Source organism: Clostridium sp. Cult3, assembly GCF_021655115.1.
GTDB lineage: Bacteria > Bacillota > Clostridia > Tissierellales > Tepidimicrobiaceae > PPXY01.
In genome coordinates, this window is record NZ_PPXY01000059.1 from 14568 (window position 1) to 31587 (window position 17020).

The following is a 17020-nucleotide window of genomic DNA, read 5'->3' on the forward strand; positions in this document are numbered from 1 at the left end:
AAAGTGTCCAAAAATAAAAAGCCCGAAGGCTTTTTATTTTTTTCTAATGACTAATTTATATACTTCACCAACCACAAGAGGCAAAAAGGAATGCAAAAGAACTATTTGCCAATCCTTAAAACCTAATGGATAGGTGTCAAATATAGGTTGTAAAATAGGTAAATAGATTACAATAACTAATAATACAAAGGATACAATAGTTGCATAAGTTAAAGTTTTATTGGAGAATATGCCAATTTCAAATATAGTATGTTTTTCGGATCTACTAGAATAAGCTCTTAATAGTTCAGCTGTAATCAAAGTAGCAAAAGTTATAGTTCTTGCAATTATTAGATTATCGTAACCATAGGTTTTTAGTCCCCACCTATAGGCCAATAACGAACCTAAGGCAATTGCACTACTCTGAAATATAATAGCTGTAACCATTCCTCTATCTAAAATAGGTTCATCGGGACTTCTTGGAGGGATTTCCATTATTTCTGGATCTCCCTTTTCAATACCTAAAGCTAAGGCAGGGAAACTATCCGTTACTAAATTTAACCAGAGTAATTGTATAGGTATAAGGGGTACGGGTAAATTAAACAATATACTAAGAGATACTATCAATATTTCTCCAATATTACAGGATAAGAGGAAGAATACGAACTTTTTGATATTACTATAGATTATTCTACCCTCCTCTACAGCTGCTACAATACTTGCAAAATTATCATCAGTTAATATGACTTCAGCAGTATTCTTCGCTACATCTGTACCAGTAATTCCCATAGCAACCCCAATATCTGCTCTTTTTAAAGCCAATGCATCATTAACTCCATCTCCCGTCATGGCTGCAATCTCTCCATTAGCTTTTAATGCAGATATTATCTTCACTTTGTGTTCAGGGGAAACTCTTGCATATACTTTTTTATGTTTTACCAGTTCTTTTAGATCCTCATCGGAAACATCATCTAATTCCCTGCCCATAATTGCTTCATCTTCGTGTTTAGCCATGCCTAACTCCTTTGCAATAGCAAAAGCAGTTTCCTTATAATCTCCAGTAATCATAACGGTTTGAATTCCTGCCTTTTTGCAGAGTTTTATTGCTTCTTTGGCTTCTTCCCTTGGTGGATCTATCATTCCAACAAGGCCAACAAAGACCATTTTATTTTCTACAGTACTTGATGTAATCTCTTCAGGTAATTTATCATGATCTTTAAAGGCGAAAGCAAGAACCCGCAAAGCTTTTTTTGAGAATTGGCTGTTAATACTTAATATTTTTTCAGTCAACTCATCTGACAAAGGAACTACTTCTCCATTAATATAGATGCTATCACATCGACTAATAACTATATCTGGAGCGCCTTTAGTAAAAGAGATTGTTTTATTTGGAAAATAGTTGTTATGAAAAGTTGTCATCATCTTTCTATCTGAGTCAAAGGGAATCTCTTCAACTCTTGGATATTTATCATTTATTTCTTTCTTAAATATATTTCCCTTTCCAGCTAGAGTAATTAGAGCTCCTTCAGTAGGATCTCCCAATATCCTATAGCCTTCAGTATTTTCTTCTAAACTAGCATCGTTACATAAAGCGCCTATGGAGATTAATGTATTTAGATTAATTGAATCCATTGGAGAAATGGGATTTCCATCTATTTTGAATTCTCCTCTAGGCTCGTATCCTGTTCCCGTTACATCAAATACTTTTCCATCGGTATAAACTTTCACTACGGTCATTTCATTTTGAGTTAATGTTCCGGTCTTATCAGAACAAATAACGGTAGTACAACCTAGAGTTTCAACAGCAAGTAATTTTTTTACAATAGCATTTCGTTTAACCATTCGGTTCATACCTAAGGCAAGGACGATGGTTACTATGGCTGGTAATCCTTCTGGTATGGCTGCTACAGCTAAACTGATAGCTACCATAAACATCTGCAGCAGATCTCTTCCTTGGAGTATTCCAATACCGAATACTAAAGCACAAACTACTATACAGGCAACGCCTAAATATTTGCCTAGTTGGTCTAAGTTTTTTTGTAGAGGGGTAGTTTCATCTTCAAAAGTTTGTATCATAGTTGCAATTTTACCTATTTCGGTATCATGGCCGGTGTTTACCACAACTCCTTTGCCTCTACCATAGGTAACTATGGTACTCATAAAGCACATATTAGTTCTATCCCCAAGAGCAACATCCTGATCAAAAACTATATTACTATCTTTTTCTACTGGAACCGATTCTCCTGTTAATGATGCCTCTTCGATTTTTAAATTTGAACTTTCAACTAATCGTAAATCTGCAGGAACTATATCCCCCGATTCTAGAATCACTATATCTCCAGGTACTAGAGAATTTGCAGGGACTATAGTGGCATTGCCATTTCTAATAACCTTGGCATTAGGAGCAGCCATCTTCTTTAAAGCTTCTAAAGCTTTTTCTGCTCTACCCTCTTGATATAATCCTAATAGGGCATTAATAACTACTATGGCTAAGATTACAATAGCATCTGCCCTTTCTCCTACAGCAAAAGATACAATGCTTGCTATTATCAATATAATGACGAGGAAGTCACTAAACTGGGCTAATATCTTAGACAGGAAACTCCTTTTCTCTTCCTCTCTTAACTCATTTGGCCCATGTTTTTTTAAATGTTCTTCTAATATTTCTTGAGTAAGCCCCTTATCAATAGATGTGTTTAATTGGGAGCATACCTCCTCTTTAGTTTTTGTAAACCATCCCATATTCTAATCTTCCTTTCTATATTTAATATTATTATTCCACTATTAAGACTATTTAAAACTTAAAACGTTACTTTATGGAAAGCATTGATATATAGGTTTAAAATTGTTAAAATATAATTTGGTTATAAAAAAGACCTTTGTTTAAACATACCTGTTTAAACAAAGGTCTTGCTACCTACTATATCATAGGACAGTCAGCCGGGAATTATCCGTATTGACGACTGACTATTTGCAAAGCTACTCCCCCTTGCTAGGAACATTATATATCATGTACATACTTAATTCAATATCATATAGTTAAAATTTATCATATTATATATAAAGGGGGTAATCTGATGAGAAAGGTATTATTATACACTTCTATTGCAATCATAGTATTGTTTTCCTTCTGCATATTGAAAGAGTATGTACAGGTATCAATTTATCCCATAATTAGGAATTATGAGAAAACTAAGTTACTGACCTCTTTAGAGGGTTATGACACTATAAAAACAGATCATTTTACCATATACTTTAAGGACCATGAAAGGGATATTGGAGAGTTGACGGGAAATATAGCTGAACAATATTATGATACAGTATGTTCATATTTTGACCATTATCCCAAGGATATTATTCCTATAATAATATATGATGATGAAAAGGAGATAATGGATACGGTAAAAATCAAAGGGGCTACCCCACCTTTAGGAGTATATTATAGTGGGACAATAAACCTCCTTTCACCCTATCTTTGGATTGAAGGGGTTGATATAGAACGAGAATATAAAGAAAACACACCTGTGATCCACGAATTTACCCATCTAATCGTTGATGAAAAAACAAGGGGTAATTACCCCCTATGGCTAACCGAGGGTTTAGCCCTTTTTATGGAAAAGGAGACTATTGGATTTGAGTGGAAGGAAGGAATTGGGGAAACATCTAGGATTAGCTTGAAGAATTTAAACGATAATTTTAATGCCATTGAAACTGGGGTGGCTTACAGGAAATCCTACGAAATTGTTAGCGATTTAAGTACCCAATATGAGTTTGACAAGATCAATTTATTATTAGATAATTTAGGCATAGGGAGTAATGTAAACACTTCATTAAAAAAGGCATTTAAATTGGACATAAGTGAAATTGGATATTAATTATTAATTTTATGGAGTGATATTATTATGGATAAGAAGATACTAGTAGTAGATGATGAAAAATCCATTGCTGATATCGTTAAGTTTAATCTAGAGAAAGAAGGATATACGGTTGATTTAGCTTACGATGGTGAGGAGGCGGTAAAAAAGGTTTATGAGGTATTACCTGATTTAGTTCTTTTAGACATTATGCTTCCTAAAAAAGATGGATTTCAAGTGCTAAGGGAGATTAGAAAGGAATTTAAGATTCCAGTTCTTATGCTAACTGCAAAAGAGGAAGAAGTGGATAAGGTGCTGGGACTGGAGCTAGGGGCAGATGATTATATAACTAAACCCTTTAGCATGAGGGAACTAGTAGCCCGCGTAAAAGCTAATCTTAGAAGAGTTGAGTTATCGAGTAGGGATTTAGAGAACGAGGATATATTGATAGCAGATGATTTACTTATAGATCTAAATAAGTATGAGGTAAAAAAGAGGGGACAAGTTGTAGATCTTACTCTTAGGGAATTTGAACTATTAAAATTTTTAGCAGCTAGTGCAGAACAGGTTTTTACAAGAGAACAATTACTAGAGGAAGTATGGGGTTATGAATATTATGGAGATATAAGGACAGTAGATGTAACCGTAAGGAGACTGCGAGAAAAAATAGAGGATGAGGATGGAGAATTTAAATATATAATGACTAAAAGAGGAGTAGGGTATTATTTCAGGAGGGGCTAATTTATGTTTACTAGCATAAGATGGAAATTTATCATAGTATATTTTTTGTTGGTTTTTATTGCTATGGTAATTGTGGGAGTTTTTATAGTACAGAGATTTGAGACGCAACAATTAGAAAATAGGACTAGCACTATGACAAAACAGATTGAGTCCATAATAAGCACCTCTAGTTATTTATCTGAAGATGATTGGACTGAAGTTAATGAAGAGATTCAAAACATGTTAAATGAATGGAGATTTGATGGGACTGAAACTCTATATGTTATATATGAAGAAGAAATTTATAGGATAATAGCCTCCTCTTCTAAGAATCAGGATAGAATAGTTGGACAAAATGCATTAAGATATAAAGCCTTTGACCCTACCCTAATATTATCCGCTTATGAGGGGGAAAAAAGCGAAGGCATTAAAAAAAATCTTAATGAAGATACTATATCTAAACACTTAGCTTATCCCGTATTGAATGAGGTAGGTCAGGTTAAAGGTGTTTTTTATATGACCTCCGATCTTCAGGATGTTTATACTACCTTAGATGAATCTAAGAAAATACTGACTAATGCTACTATGTTAGCATTGGTCATAACGGTTTTATTAGGCTTTTTTATTGCCAGTAGTATTACAGAACCTATTAGAGATGTGACTAAGAAAGCAGAAAGAATGGCTAAGGGGGATTTTGATCAGTTTGTTGAAGTAAAGTCTGACGATGAAATAGGGCAGCTTGCTAGTATGTTCAACTATTTAACTTTAAAATTAAAGGATACCATTCAGGAGATGGACCTAGAAAGAAGTAAATTAGATACCATATTTAACTATATGGCAGATGGGGTCATAGCTATTGACCTTAACGGATATATTATTCATGCTAATCCTATTGCTATAGATATATTAGGGCTTGAAGATACCATAAATGAAGAATTGATAAACAGAAAGGTCTTCCCTATGGAAAGCATTAATTTGACTAAAGTGGATTATGAAAGCTGGGATACGCTAGAGGGAGATGACATAATAGAAATAAATTCAGTAGTATATAGAATAAGATATGCCCCTTTTAGAAATGAAAAAAATGATATTGGAGGTATTATAATAGTGTTCCAAGATATAACGGAACAGCATAAACTGGATAATATGAGGAAGGAGTTTGTAGCTAATGTATCCCATGAACTAAAGACCCCAATAACTACCATTAAGAGCTATACGGAAACCTTGATGGATTATAGGGATATAGACCAGGATCTTTCCAATAAATTTCTATCTGTAATTGATAACGAGTGTGATAGGATGGCACGAATAGTTAGAAATCTACTTCAACTTTCTAACCTAGACTATAATAAGACTAAGTGGAATAAAGTAGAGTATCCTGTAGAAAAGTTAATCCGAGATTCATGTTTAAAATTGGAATTTGCTTTTAAAGAGAAAGAACAAAGTTTTCATATAGATATAGAGGAGGATGTTCCAGATATTGTAATAGATAAAGATGGTATGGAACAGGTAATACTAAATATAATATCTAATGCAATAAAATATACTCCTAACAAAGGAAATATAGATATACTTGCTAGAAACAAAGATGAAAATGTGATTATAACGGTAAAGGATAATGGAATAGGCATACCTGAAGAGGATAAGGGAAGGATATTTGAAAGGTTTTATAGGGTTGATAAAGGAAGAAGTAGAGAATTAGGTGGAACTGGCTTAGGGCTTTCTATTGCAAAGCAGATAGTAGAAGCCCATGGGGGAGATATAATATTAAAATCTGAGTATAAAGTTGGTACTGAAGTGGATATTATTCTGCCTGCAGTTGTTGATGTGTCATTTAATCTTAATTAGGTTGTAACACTTTTGTAACATATCTAATATATAATATAATTGACTTAAAGTATGATAGAAAAGGAGGGTTGAGAATATGTGGAAAAAAGTTGCAGCTAGTTTGTTTATTTTTGTAATGATTTTTTCATTTTCTACAGCAGGATATGCAGCAAATATGAGTACAGCAAGGGCACAGGTTGCTAGAAGAATGGATAGAAGCAAATATCAGGTTACAGTTCCAGATGAAGGCTCCATAGCTACTGAGAAAAAGGTAGCGTTGATATCTGGAAAGGCGCCAACAGGAACTAATATAATAATAGAAGTTTATGGTACAACTGATTTAACGGGTAAGAATTTTACTTTAACTAATTTACCTAAAGACAGCGATTATATTCTCATCTCTAAGGAAACGATAAAGTCAGGAAAATTAGGCTTTGCTAAAGAAGTTGAGTTGGTTTCTGGAATAAATAAAGTTATAGTAATATTTAAAGTAGATGGAGTCACTTCAGTGGAAAAGATTTTTTACGTCTATGATAAAGCACTAGCGGAAGAGGCTGCAAGAAACCTAAATCTATTAGGGCCAACTAAGTAATAAACCATGGATTTAAGGAGATGATTAAGTATGATTAAGGAAAGGTTTAAAACTTTTCTACTCCTATCCTTGGTATGTATTAGTATATTTTTAACAAGGCAGCTGTGGATGAAGATGCCTTATGAAATACTACCATTATTTAAAAGAGAAGAGGCTCTAAGTGGAAACTATTTGTTGACAGATATGGTAAGGCCTCATAAATATCTACTAAACTTTGATAAAAAATCTCATACTATTTTTTACAATGAAGATAATGAAGACATATGGACAAGTACTCGATCTATATTAGTAGATGTTTTATCTTCTAATAATTTTAAGGCTGATATATTATCTGATGAGGAATTTTTAACATATAATGGGAAAAGATCCATAGTTTTTTATTTTCCCGAAAAGTTTAGTACCTATATATTAGCTCGATCATTAGAGATTACCAAACCTAACAATATAACAGAAAGAATGCCTAAGGTGGATAGTATATACCTATACTTAGGTAGCGATGAGCCTTTTTTTGTATTTAGTAATGATGATAGGCATTTAATGGTATACAATTTTGATATTAATATGGGTAACTTAAGGGAATATGTAAAAGAAATAGAAGAAACAGAGGATTATACTTATTATTATCCCATGAAGGATACCCTAGACAGCAATAATAATACTTTTATCCCCTATGAGATGTCCCAAAGTTTGCCAATAGTTTATGTAGAAAATGAACTGAATCCAAACAATATTGAGGAGATCCGGAGTATTGCAGAGGAATATTTTAACAAGGATATAGATTATATAAGGGAAATCGTTGAAAACAATGGTTCGGTAATATACGTATATAACCAAAAGGTGTTAAAGATCAATCAAAATGGTATTCTAGAATACTTTAGCCCTCTTGAAGAGCCCGTAGGAGAAAGAAATCTATATATAAGCTTAAATACTGCTGCAGAATTTTTATCCAATCATATTGGAATTCCAGAGAGTATGTATTTAACAAAAATAGAAGAAATAGAGGAAGAAATAGAGTCAGAGAAAAACCAAGGATATAGATTAATCTTTAGTCATAGGGTAAGGGGCGTACCGGTAATATTAGGAGACAATACTATAGAAGATTTTATACAGATAGATGTATTTAATAGGTACGTTAGGAATTATAAGAGGTTCGTTAGAAAGGATATGAATATATCCGATCTTAATTTGGCTGAAAACAAGCAAATGTTATCTGCTTTTGATATTATTAATATGAACCCCATATATGATTTGTTAGAAAAAAGGTATATTTATGATAAAAATTTAAGCTATGATGATATAAATAGGGAAACTATAACCAATGAAATATTATCTTCTATTCAAAACATAGACATAGCTTATTTAGATCCTTGTATAAAGGATAAGGAAGAGAAGCTAATTGGAGTATGGTTATTAGAAACAGAAAATAGAATATATGCTTTTGATGTATACACTGGGGAATTAGTGTTCGAAAGATAGTTGGTGAGGAGAGTTTGGATGGTGAAAGTAAATGGACTGGTCAAAGGCTAAGACCATTTTAATAGTGGCTTTTATTATAACAAATATTTTGTTAGCATATGTTCTTATAGGCGAGAAAACCATAGATGAACCTACTCTAAAAGAAGATTTTATAAAGGATGTAGTAAGATTGTTAGAAGATAAGAACATATCTGTAGCTACTCAGATACCAACGGATATTCCCTATTTAAATGCTATGAATGTGGGCTATGAAAAGATTAGGCTGGAAGACCTTAATAAATACTTTTTAGATGGTAAGGGAATTCTAAATAAAAATGGGAATGGATTTGGAGAAATAATAAAAGGTCAAGAATCTATTATAGTCATGAATAATAAATTAATATTATATGAAAACAAAGGGAATAAAGAAGTATACGATGATATAGATGAAAATAAGGCAATTCAAATTGCAGGAAAGTTCTTAGAAGAAAAAAATTTTGATACATCTGATATGAAATTGACTTTTATTAAAGAGGAAAAAGGTACTTTTTATATAGAATATTCGAAAGTGTATGATGATGTGTTTGTGGAAAGGGCTTTTACAAACTTTCAGATAGACAAACGGGGAGTAAAAAGGTTTGAAAGACAGTGGCTTATAACTGAAGATTTAGGTGAGGCAAAGATATACATAAGCACAGCGCCAAAAGCTATATTAGCGTTATTAGATATGGAAGAAGTTCATGGAAAAACTATTACAGATATTTCTTTGTGTTACTATTTTGATCCTCAAAAACATGATTATCTGGAAGAGCCAGGAGAAGCTAAACAGGGAAAAGCAGTGCCTGCTTGGAAAGTCCAGTTTAAAGATGGATATAAGGTATTTATAGATGAGTATTAGAGAAGAACAATTTGGTTCTTCTTTTTTTAATTTATCTTTTATAGCATTAGTTTTTTAGTAAAATATATATTATAATAAAAGGAAGTAGACATTTTATAATTTGGAGGGGAATCAATTGGGAATAAAGTTTTGTTCCCTATCTAGTGGTAGTAGTGGCAATTGTCAATACATTGAAACGGATAGGGCTAGAGTATTAGTAGATGCAGGTTTTAGTGGAAGGAGAATAGAGAATTTATTATCGTCTATAGATGTGTGTCCTACATCAATTGATTATATACTTATAACCCATGAGCATACAGATCATATAAGGGGAGCAGGGGTTTTATCTAGAAGATATGATATACCTATCCTCGCTAATGAAAAGACTTGGTTTAATATGACTGAAAAAATAGGAGAAATAAAAGCTAAAAACATTAAGGTAATAGAATCGGATAAGGATTTAGAAATAAAGGACTTAGGAGTACATCCGTTTAAGATATTTCATGATGCTGCCGATCCTGTAGGTTACATATTTCATTATAAAGATACGAAAATAACTATTATGACGGATACAGGTTGGGTAAACAATAGTATGAAGGATAAAATAAAAGGTTCTTCTTTGTACTTATTGGAATCAAATCACGATGTAAATATGCTTAAAGAAGGGAATTATCCTTGGTATTTAAAAAAGAGAATATTGAGTGCCCGTGGACATTTATCTAATGAGGATGCAGGAATGGTTTTATCAGAAGTTCTATCGGGAAATGGGGAAATAATATTGTTAGCTCATTTAAGTAAGGAAAACAATATTCCTTCTTTAGCCCATGAAACGGTGAAAGGGTTTATGGAAAACTGTGGAATGGATATAAACAGGGATATTGCTTTGGATCTGACCTATAGAGATAGGCCAACAAAGGTATATAGCTTATAATAGGTAGGAGGGATTTTAATGTACTATGAAAGGCCACCAAAAAGGAGAAGTGTATTGTCCTATTTTATTGTTGCGTTAATTGCAGCTACTGTTGGAGGAATAATTAGTGCTTATATTGCACCTAATTATCTTTATGGAAAGGTGATTCCCATACCAGATATTTATAAAAAAGAAGTACCATCAGATGTAGGTCAACACATTAATATTACACCTTCTGAAGATATATCTTCTGTGGAGGCAGTAGCAAAAAAAGCCATGAGCTCTGTAGTTGGAATAACTACTGTTCAAGTCCAAAGGGAGTTTATATGGGAAAGGGAAGTGGAAGGTGTAGGCTCAGGGGTAATAGTAAATGCTAATGGATATATACTTACTAATTCCCATGTAGTAGGAGACGGTAAAGCTAAAAGGATTAATGTCTTATTTGAAAATGGCGATACCCTTCCGGGAAATGTTTTGTGGTATGATGTTGCATTAGACTTGGCTGTGGTCAAGGTAGAGGCTAAAGGACTTCCTACTGCTGATTTAGGAGATTCAGATTCTTTGGAGGTAGGCCAGTTAGCTGTAGCCATAGGGAACCCCTTAGGATTGGATTTCCAAAGGACTGTTACATCAGGTATAATATCAGGATTGAATAGATCTATAAGAGTAGATCAATATAATGTAATAGAAAACTTGATACAAACAGATGCTTCTATAAACCCTGGCAATAGTGGGGGGCCTCTGTTGAATAGCAAAGGGGAAGTAATAGGTATAAATACTGTGAAGATAAAATCCTCTGCTGCAGAGGGACTAGGTTTTGCAATTCCTATCAATGTTGTAAAACCTATTATTGATCAGATAGTTAAAGAAGGAGACTTTAAGATAGTATATTTAGGTATTACGGGAATTGAAATAGAAAGATATGAAAGACAGATGGGAGTAGAATTAAGTGTTGATAAGGGGGTTATAATATTGGAAATAGCCCCTAATAGTCCGGCAGATAAGGCAGGGCTTAGACCAGGGGATATAATAATTAAGATGGATAATCAGGAAATTGAAAGCAAGAGCCAATTGGGAAAAATGCTATACAAATATAATAAAGGGGATAAGGCCAATCTAATAATTGTTAGAAATGGAAAGGAAATTCCCGTTGTAGTTGTATTTAATCAAGTAAAATAATATTCATATAAAAGCTTGACGTCGATGTCAAGCTTTTATAAACATGGTGTATAATGTATATACTAAAGGAAAATAAGTTTGTATCCATTAAATAAGTGGAGTTGATATTATGTATGTAGTTTGCAACGAACATTTGGAAGATGCAATAGAGGATTTTGTTGAAGTTTATGAGCAACCGCCGGATATATATGAATTAGAAAAGGTTTCATTTACCGATTGGGCTAGTCCCCATAGCTGCAATTATTGTGAAAGAACACCTAAATACTTAGTAGTTTGAGACGAAAGAAAGGAGAGATCGATGAAGGTATATAACTTAGGAAAAATACCCATAAAATCTTGGGCAACGGATTTAGAAGAAGAGGCTTTACGTCAAGCTAAAAACCTTTCTGATCTAAGTTTTGCCTATTCCCATATAGCGCTAATGGCAGATGCCCATGTAGGATTTGGTATGCCTATAGGGGGAGTTTTGGCATCTCTAGGGGTGATCATTCCAAATGCTGTTGGTGTGGATATTGGCTGTGGAATTATTGCAGCAAAAACTGATATTAAGAATATGGATATTAGAGCTATTGAAAAAATAGTAGACAAGGCTCATAAATCCATTCCCCTAGGATTTAAACACCACAAAAGACCAAGAACATGGGAAGGGTTTAATAATCCGCCTAATTCAAAAATAATAATGGAAGAATTAGATGCTGCTAGATACCAACTAGGAACTCTAGGAGGAGGAAATCATTTTTTAACAATGGAGCAAGGCAGTGATGGACATATATGGTTGATGGTTCATTCTGGTAGTAGAAACTTTGGATATAAAATAGCTGAATACTATAACAATATAGCTGTAAAATTAAACGAAAAGACAAAATTAGTTCCTCCAAAACAAGACTTAGCAGGCCTTTATATGGATTCTGATGAAGGTCAGGAGTATTTTAATGCTATGAACTATGCTTTAGAATTTGCAGCAGAGAACAGAAGGCAATTATTAGAACAATTTTATGATATATTTAGGGAAGAGACAAAATCCAGAGAAATACTTAAAAAAGTTTCTATTCACCACAATTATGCATCCCTTGAGAAACACTTTGGAAAAGAGGTTATAGTTCATAGAAAGGGAGCTATAAGGGCAGAAAGAGGAGAGCTGGGAATTATTCCTGGTTCTATGGGAACCCCATCTTATATAGTAGAAGGTCTAGGAAATCCTGAAAGCTTTAGGAGCTGTTCCCATGGTGCTGGTAGGGTAATGTCTAGGAGACAAGCTAACAAAACCATTACAAAGGAGATGGCGGATAAGGCTATGGGAGGTATTGTTCACAAAGGTTGGAGGAAAGATTTTTCAGAGGCTCCTATGGCCTACAAAGATATAGAAGAAGTTATGGAAAACCAAAAGGATCTGGTCAAGAGGGCGATTAAACTAACGCCTTTAGGGGTTATTAAGGGCTAGATTTAAACTAGTTGTAACCTCTATGTAACCTTAATGTAACCAAATATCTCCATATAGGTGGTAATCTATATATAACAGAAAAATTAAGGGGGCATTATAGATGAATAAAAGAGTAATAGCAATAGGTTTAGCAGGATGTTTAACCATGGGAAATGTATCTATAGTTTTGGCAGATAAAATTACAGATGTTAATGTAAAAAATGAACTAGAAAATCCAATATCTATAAATACAGAATTAGAAGAGAACGAGATTAAGGTAGAAACAGAAATTATTAAACCTAATATCGACGGTGCAGAGATAGATATAAAGATACCGGTAATTAAAGGTTTAAAAGATTCTCAATATCAAGAGGAGTTAAACCATTTAATTAAAGCGCATACGGAAGAGAATATTAAGAAATTTGAAGAAGATGTAGAAGGACTAAAAAAATTAGATATTGAGTGGAAGCCACAGATGATAGTTGGACATGATATCAAGTCTAGTGAAGATATATTATCTATTGTGGTTGATACCTATATTTTTACAGGTGGAGCTCATGGAAGTTCGAGAAGGGATTATTATAATATTGATATAGATAAAAACCAAACTATTCAATTATCAGATCTATTTAAGGATGGCAGCGACTTTAAGAGTATTATTAATGATCAAATAAATAATGAAATAAATAGGCAGATAAAAGATGAGGCTAAATCATATTTTACAGATGATGAAAAATTTGTAACCATAGATGATTCACATGATTTTTATATTGATAAGGATGGGAACATAGTGATTACTTTTCAACCCTATGATATAACTCCATGGTATATGGGACATCCAGAGTTCAAGATACCAAACAAGAGTATAGCACATATATTAAAAGATTCAGAATCAACGGCTGAAGATGTAAACTTCAACAAGATCACAATAAATGGTAAAGAAGTAAAATTGAACACGCCTATGTTCAAATCTGAAAAAGGTACAATAATGATTCCATTTAGAGAAGTTGCTGAAACATTAGAGTTTAAAGTAACATGGGACGGAAAAAATAAGGTTGCGAGTATGAACAAAGAAGCCGTATCAGCTGGTGTTTATGTAGGTGGGGATAAGTACTATTTTTCTAAAGCTTTTGTATATTTAGAAGAAGAATCTAAGCTTATAAAAGGAACGACTTTTGTGCCCATTAGCTTTATAGAACAAGTATTACAGGGAGAGACGACTATTACTAACGACGGGATGTTGAACATAAAATATTAAGCATAAAAACCCTTATCTTGAGATAAGGGTTTTTATATGCTATTTTTTTTGAATTTTGGTATAATACTATTTATAACTATTGATTTTGAGGAGGCGAAAAATGAGGATATTATTAGTCAATGATGATGGTATACATTCTGAAGGGATTCATGTATTAGCTAAAATGCTAGAAAAGGATCATGAGATAATTATAGTGGCGCCAGAGGAACAAAGAAGTGCCCAAAGCCAAGCTATAACAATATCCAAATCTTTAATCGTAAAGGAAATTGAACTAGAAGGAATAAAATCTAAAGCATATAGTGTTTCTGGTACTCCAGCAGACTGTGTAAGAATAGCTTTAGATAAATTGATAGAAGGTCCTGTAGACTTGGTAATATCGGGTATAAATATGGGATTAAATGCAGGCATGGATATACTGTATTCCGGTACTGTATCTGCTGCCATAGAAGCAAATATATATAATTTACCTGCCATGGCTCTATCGGCAGAATGGATAGATGGAAAAATCGATTATTATCTAGCGGCAGAATATGGCAAAGATATACTTGAAAAATCCAAAGAGGATCTAGTGAACAATAATATAATATTAAGCATTAATACCCCTTACCTGGAAGAAGAAAAGGTTAAGGGCATCAAGGTATGTAAGATAGGTGGAGTAGTGTATGATTATTACCTCATGGAGGACAATGGAAACAAAGGGGAAAAAGTATTAAAACTACAGGGAAGAAAAGATACAGAATTTGAAGAGGATACAGATAGGTTTTATTTGTCCCAAGGATATGTAACCATTACCCCTTTGCATTATGATCTTACGAATTTTAATCTGTTAAAAAAAGTTGAAAGTTGGATATAAAGAATCATAAAAACTGATAGATTCTAAAACATTTGGGTATTATTATATTGTAAGAATTTTAACATATAAGGAGATGGATTTATATGGTTAAAATCAAAAGTAAAGAAGAGGTTTTAAGAGACTATGTTAGTAGATACCCAGAACTAGATGAACATTTTAAGGGCGAGTTGGCTAAAGAGTACGATAGATATAAAGAATTATTAATGGGAGTCGATACAAGAGAAGAAGCATTGAAGATATTTGAAGATGAGATAAAAAAGAATGAACAAAAGTACAAGGACGACGCTTTGATTGAATGTTTGGAAGGGTCTCCCCATAAACAATATATGGAGATTTTAGCTAACTACGGATTAATCGTATTTTTTAGGGATAATATGTTAAAAGATTAATTTTAATATAAAATAATTAATAAAAATAGGGGGAATTTTGATGAAATCTTTAAAAGGTACTAGAACAGCAGAAAATTTAATGAAAGCATTTGCAGGAGAATCCCAGGCTAGGACAAGATATACATACTATGCCTCTCAAGCAAGAAAAGAAGGGTATGTTCAAATATCTAACATATTTATAGAAACTGCTGAAAACGAGAAAGAACATGCTAAAAGGTTCTTCAAATTTTTAAATGAAGATCTATGTGGAGAGGCTATAGAAATTAATGGTGCTTCTTATCCTGTAACATTAGGCGATACAAAGACAAACTTAAAATCTGCAGCTGAAGGCGAAAATGAAGAATGGACAGATCTATATCCTAAATTTGCAGATGTAGCAGAAGAAGAAGGATTTCCTCAAATAGCTTATGTATTTAGAGAAATTGCAGAAGTAGAAGAACGTCATGAAATAAGATATAGAAAGCTTTTAGCAAATATTGAAAACAATAGAGTATTTGAAAAAGATGAAGAAGTGGAGTGGAAGTGTAACAACTGTGGATATATTCACAAAGGTAAATCTGCACCAGAAAAATGTCCAGCCTGTGCACATCCTATAGATCACTTCGAAGTATTTGTTGAAACTTATTAAATAAGAGAATGCTGTAGATACTATTTAAGTATCTGCAGCTTTTTTAATTTTAAAGAAAAAATGTTATAATAAGTTTTATAGAAAAAGGTGGATGCACATGAATATTCCCAACAGTGAAAAGATATATATCTATGAAAGAGAAAGGAAAAAGTGCTTTTATTGTGGGAAGAGTTTAAAATTTAGGCAAATAACCTTGGATCACTATCTTCCAAAATCCAAAGGTGGAACTAAGGAAGTGTTTAACCTGGTGTTATCTTGCGGAAAATGTAATAGGTTGAAAGAAAATAGAGTACCTAGTGACTATGAAGAGAGGATAATTAGATTATTTCAACGGGCCTTTGATGATGGGATGATTAGAATTGGAAAACTTATTATTCCAAGAGAGGATTTAAAAGAGCAAATATTATATATTGATAGAATAGAATATATAGAACCAAACTTTGTTTTTCAAAGTAAATATATGCGATTTTATATAAAAAACAATACTATAGTGCGAATTATACTATTAGGAGGGAAATATGAGGATTAGAATTATTGCAGTAGGTAAGATAAAAGAAAAATATATAAGAGATGGTATCAAGGAATATATAAAACGACTTTCAAGGTATTGTAGCATAGAAATAGTGGAAGTAGAAGACGAAAGAGCACCAGAAAACCTGACAGATAGGGAAATAGATATAATAAAAGGTAAGGAAGGAAAGAGAATCATATCTAAAATCTCATCCAACTCATATATAATTCCTTTAGATATAAAAGGGAAGCAAATGTCTTCAGAAGAATTAGCTGGTAAAATGGAGGATTTAATGATAGATGGAATAAACGATTTAACCTTTATAATCGGTGGCTCCTTAGGGCTATCTGATGATGTGCTAGCAAGGAGCCACTTTAAATTATCCTTCTCCAAAATGACCTTTCCCCATCAGTTGATGAGAATGATATTGTTAGAGCAAATATATAGGGGGTTTAGGATAATTAGAGGTGAACCGTATCATAAGTAGGACAAGCCTTATTGATTATAAATTAGGATTTAGGGGTTACCACGGACCATAAGGAAATGGTATAATGTGTATAAGTATATA

Annotated in this window: 17 protein-coding genes; 16 read left to right on the plus strand and 1 reads right to left on the minus strand. The window is 33.0% G+C overall.

From position 1 onward, the window contains the following. Positions 1-33 precede the first annotated feature (33 nt). On the minus strand, positions 34-2721 hold the full coding sequence (locus C3E88_RS11010; RefSeq protein WP_236910236.1) for a calcium-transporting P-type ATPase, PMR1-type: 2688 nt from the start codon (positions 2719-2721) through the stop codon (positions 34-36). A 335-nt stretch (positions 2722-3056) separates the two neighbouring features. On the opposite strand from C3E88_RS11010, the gene C3E88_RS11015 reads away from it, so the two are divergent. The 16 genes from C3E88_RS11015 to rlmH all read left to right on the plus strand — a co-directional run bounded on the left by C3E88_RS11015 (position 3057) and on the right by rlmH (position 16939). Beyond that, positions 3057-3854, plus strand: coding sequence for a peptidase MA family metallohydrolase (locus C3E88_RS11015; RefSeq protein ID WP_236910237.1), 798 nt, complete (start codon positions 3057-3059; stop codon positions 3852-3854). 27 nt (positions 3855-3881) lie between these two features. Continuing rightward, entirely contained in the window at positions 3882-4574 is a 693-nt protein-coding gene (gene yycF / locus C3E88_RS11020; protein ID WP_236910238.1) for a response regulator YycF, read from the plus strand. Positions 4575-4577: 3 nt separating this feature from the next. After that, positions 4578-6401, plus strand: a complete 1824-nt coding sequence (locus C3E88_RS11025; protein ID WP_236910239.1) for a sensor histidine kinase — start codon at positions 4578-4580, stop codon at positions 6399-6401. Between the two features lie 76 nt (positions 6402-6477). Next, positions 6478-6972 carry a hypothetical protein gene (locus tag C3E88_RS11030; protein ID WP_236910240.1) on the plus strand — a complete coding sequence of 165 codons (495 nt, stop codon included), beginning with the start codon at positions 6478-6480 and terminating at the stop codon, positions 6970-6972. A 30-nt stretch (positions 6973-7002) separates the two neighbouring features. Further along, positions 7003-8448 carry a hypothetical protein gene (locus tag C3E88_RS11035; protein ID WP_236910241.1) on the plus strand — a complete coding sequence of 482 codons (1446 nt, stop codon included), beginning with the start codon at positions 7003-7005 and terminating at the stop codon, positions 8446-8448. A gap of 31 nt (positions 8449-8479) precedes the next feature. Next, positions 8480-9325, plus strand: a complete 846-nt coding sequence (locus C3E88_RS11040) for a hypothetical protein (RefSeq protein ID WP_236910242.1) — start codon at positions 8480-8482, stop codon at positions 9323-9325. Positions 9326-9440: 115 nt separating this feature from the next. Next, positions 9441-10235 carry an MBL fold metallo-hydrolase gene (locus C3E88_RS11045; RefSeq protein WP_236910243.1) on the plus strand — a complete coding sequence of 265 codons (795 nt, stop codon included), beginning with the start codon at positions 9441-9443 and terminating at the stop codon, positions 10233-10235. An 18-nt stretch (positions 10236-10253) separates the two neighbouring features. Beyond that, complete coding sequence (gene htrA, locus C3E88_RS11050; RefSeq protein WP_236910244.1) at positions 10254-11393, plus strand: serine protease HtrA; 1140 nt, start codon at positions 10254-10256, stop codon at positions 11391-11393. Between the two features lie 109 nt (positions 11394-11502). Next, entirely contained in the window at positions 11503-11670 is a 168-nt protein-coding gene (locus C3E88_RS11055; RefSeq protein ID WP_236910245.1) for a CxxH/CxxC protein, read from the plus strand. A 21-nt stretch (positions 11671-11691) separates the two neighbouring features. Then, a complete protein-coding gene (locus C3E88_RS11060) occupies positions 11692-12834 on the plus strand; it encodes an RtcB family protein (RefSeq protein ID WP_236910246.1) in 1143 nt (380 codons plus the stop codon). Positions 12835-12934: 100 nt separating this feature from the next. Then, a complete protein-coding gene (locus C3E88_RS11065) occupies positions 12935-14071 on the plus strand; it encodes a DUF3298 domain-containing protein (protein WP_236910247.1) in 1137 nt (378 codons plus the stop codon). A 100-nt stretch (positions 14072-14171) separates the two neighbouring features. After that, complete coding sequence (gene surE / locus C3E88_RS11070) at positions 14172-14924, plus strand: 5'/3'-nucleotidase SurE (protein WP_236910248.1); 753 nt, start codon at positions 14172-14174, stop codon at positions 14922-14924. Positions 14925-15007: 83 nt separating this feature from the next. Continuing rightward, on the plus strand, positions 15008-15313 hold the full coding sequence (locus C3E88_RS11075) for a hypothetical protein (RefSeq protein ID WP_236910249.1): 306 nt from the start codon (positions 15008-15010) through the stop codon (positions 15311-15313). A gap of 40 nt (positions 15314-15353) precedes the next feature. Then, entirely contained in the window at positions 15354-15941 is a 588-nt protein-coding gene (gene rbr, locus C3E88_RS11080) for a rubrerythrin (RefSeq protein WP_236910250.1), read from the plus strand. Positions 15942-16038: 97 nt separating this feature from the next. Next, positions 16039-16470, plus strand: coding sequence for an HNH endonuclease (locus C3E88_RS11085; RefSeq protein ID WP_236910251.1), 432 nt, complete (start codon positions 16039-16041; stop codon positions 16468-16470). Then, the gene (rlmH, locus tag C3E88_RS11090) at positions 16460-16939 is read left to right on the plus strand and encodes a 23S rRNA (pseudouridine(1915)-N(3))-methyltransferase RlmH (RefSeq protein ID WP_236910252.1); all 480 of its coding nucleotides are present in this window, start codon (positions 16460-16462) and stop codon (positions 16937-16939) included. Before C3E88_RS11085 ends, rlmH begins: the two co-directional genes overlap by 11 nt. The last annotated feature ends 81 nt before the right edge of the window (positions 16940-17020 follow it).

Bases quoted from the DNA above. Each gene is read 5' to 3' on its own strand.
- C3E88_RS11010 (WP_236910236.1), bottom strand. From the start codon at position 2,721: ATGGGATGGTTTACAAAAACTAAAGAGGAGGTATGCTCCCAATTAAAC.
- C3E88_RS11015 (WP_236910237.1), top strand. From the start codon at position 3,057: ATGAGAAAGGTATTATTATACACTTCTATTGCAATCATAGTATTGTTT.
- yycF (WP_236910238.1), top strand. From the start codon at position 3,882: ATGGATAAGAAGATACTAGTAGTAGATGATGAAAAATCCATTGCTGAT.
- C3E88_RS11025 (WP_236910239.1), top strand. From the start codon at position 4,578: ATGTTTACTAGCATAAGATGGAAATTTATCATAGTATATTTTTTGTTG.
- C3E88_RS11030 (WP_236910240.1), top strand. From the start codon at position 6,478: ATGTGGAAAAAAGTTGCAGCTAGTTTGTTTATTTTTGTAATGATTTTT.
- C3E88_RS11035 (WP_236910241.1), top strand. From the start codon at position 7,003: ATGATTAAGGAAAGGTTTAAAACTTTTCTACTCCTATCCTTGGTATGT.
- C3E88_RS11040 (WP_236910242.1), top strand. From the start codon at position 8,480: ATGGACTGGTCAAAGGCTAAGACCATTTTAATAGTGGCTTTTATTATA.
- htrA (WP_236910244.1), top strand. From the start codon at position 10,254: ATGTACTATGAAAGGCCACCAAAAAGGAGAAGTGTATTGTCCTATTTT.
- C3E88_RS11055 (WP_236910245.1), top strand. From the start codon at position 11,503: ATGTATGTAGTTTGCAACGAACATTTGGAAGATGCAATAGAGGATTTT.
- C3E88_RS11060 (WP_236910246.1), top strand. From the start codon at position 11,692: ATGAAGGTATATAACTTAGGAAAAATACCCATAAAATCTTGGGCAACG.
- C3E88_RS11065 (WP_236910247.1), top strand. From the start codon at position 12,935: ATGAATAAAAGAGTAATAGCAATAGGTTTAGCAGGATGTTTAACCATG.
- surE (WP_236910248.1), top strand. From the start codon at position 14,172: ATGAGGATATTATTAGTCAATGATGATGGTATACATTCTGAAGGGATT.
- C3E88_RS11075 (WP_236910249.1), top strand. From the start codon at position 15,008: ATGGTTAAAATCAAAAGTAAAGAAGAGGTTTTAAGAGACTATGTTAGT.
- rbr (WP_236910250.1), top strand. From the start codon at position 15,354: ATGAAATCTTTAAAAGGTACTAGAACAGCAGAAAATTTAATGAAAGCA.
- C3E88_RS11085 (WP_236910251.1), top strand. From the start codon at position 16,039: ATGAATATTCCCAACAGTGAAAAGATATATATCTATGAAAGAGAAAGG.
- rlmH (WP_236910252.1), top strand. From the start codon at position 16,460: ATGAGGATTAGAATTATTGCAGTAGGTAAGATAAAAGAAAAATATATA.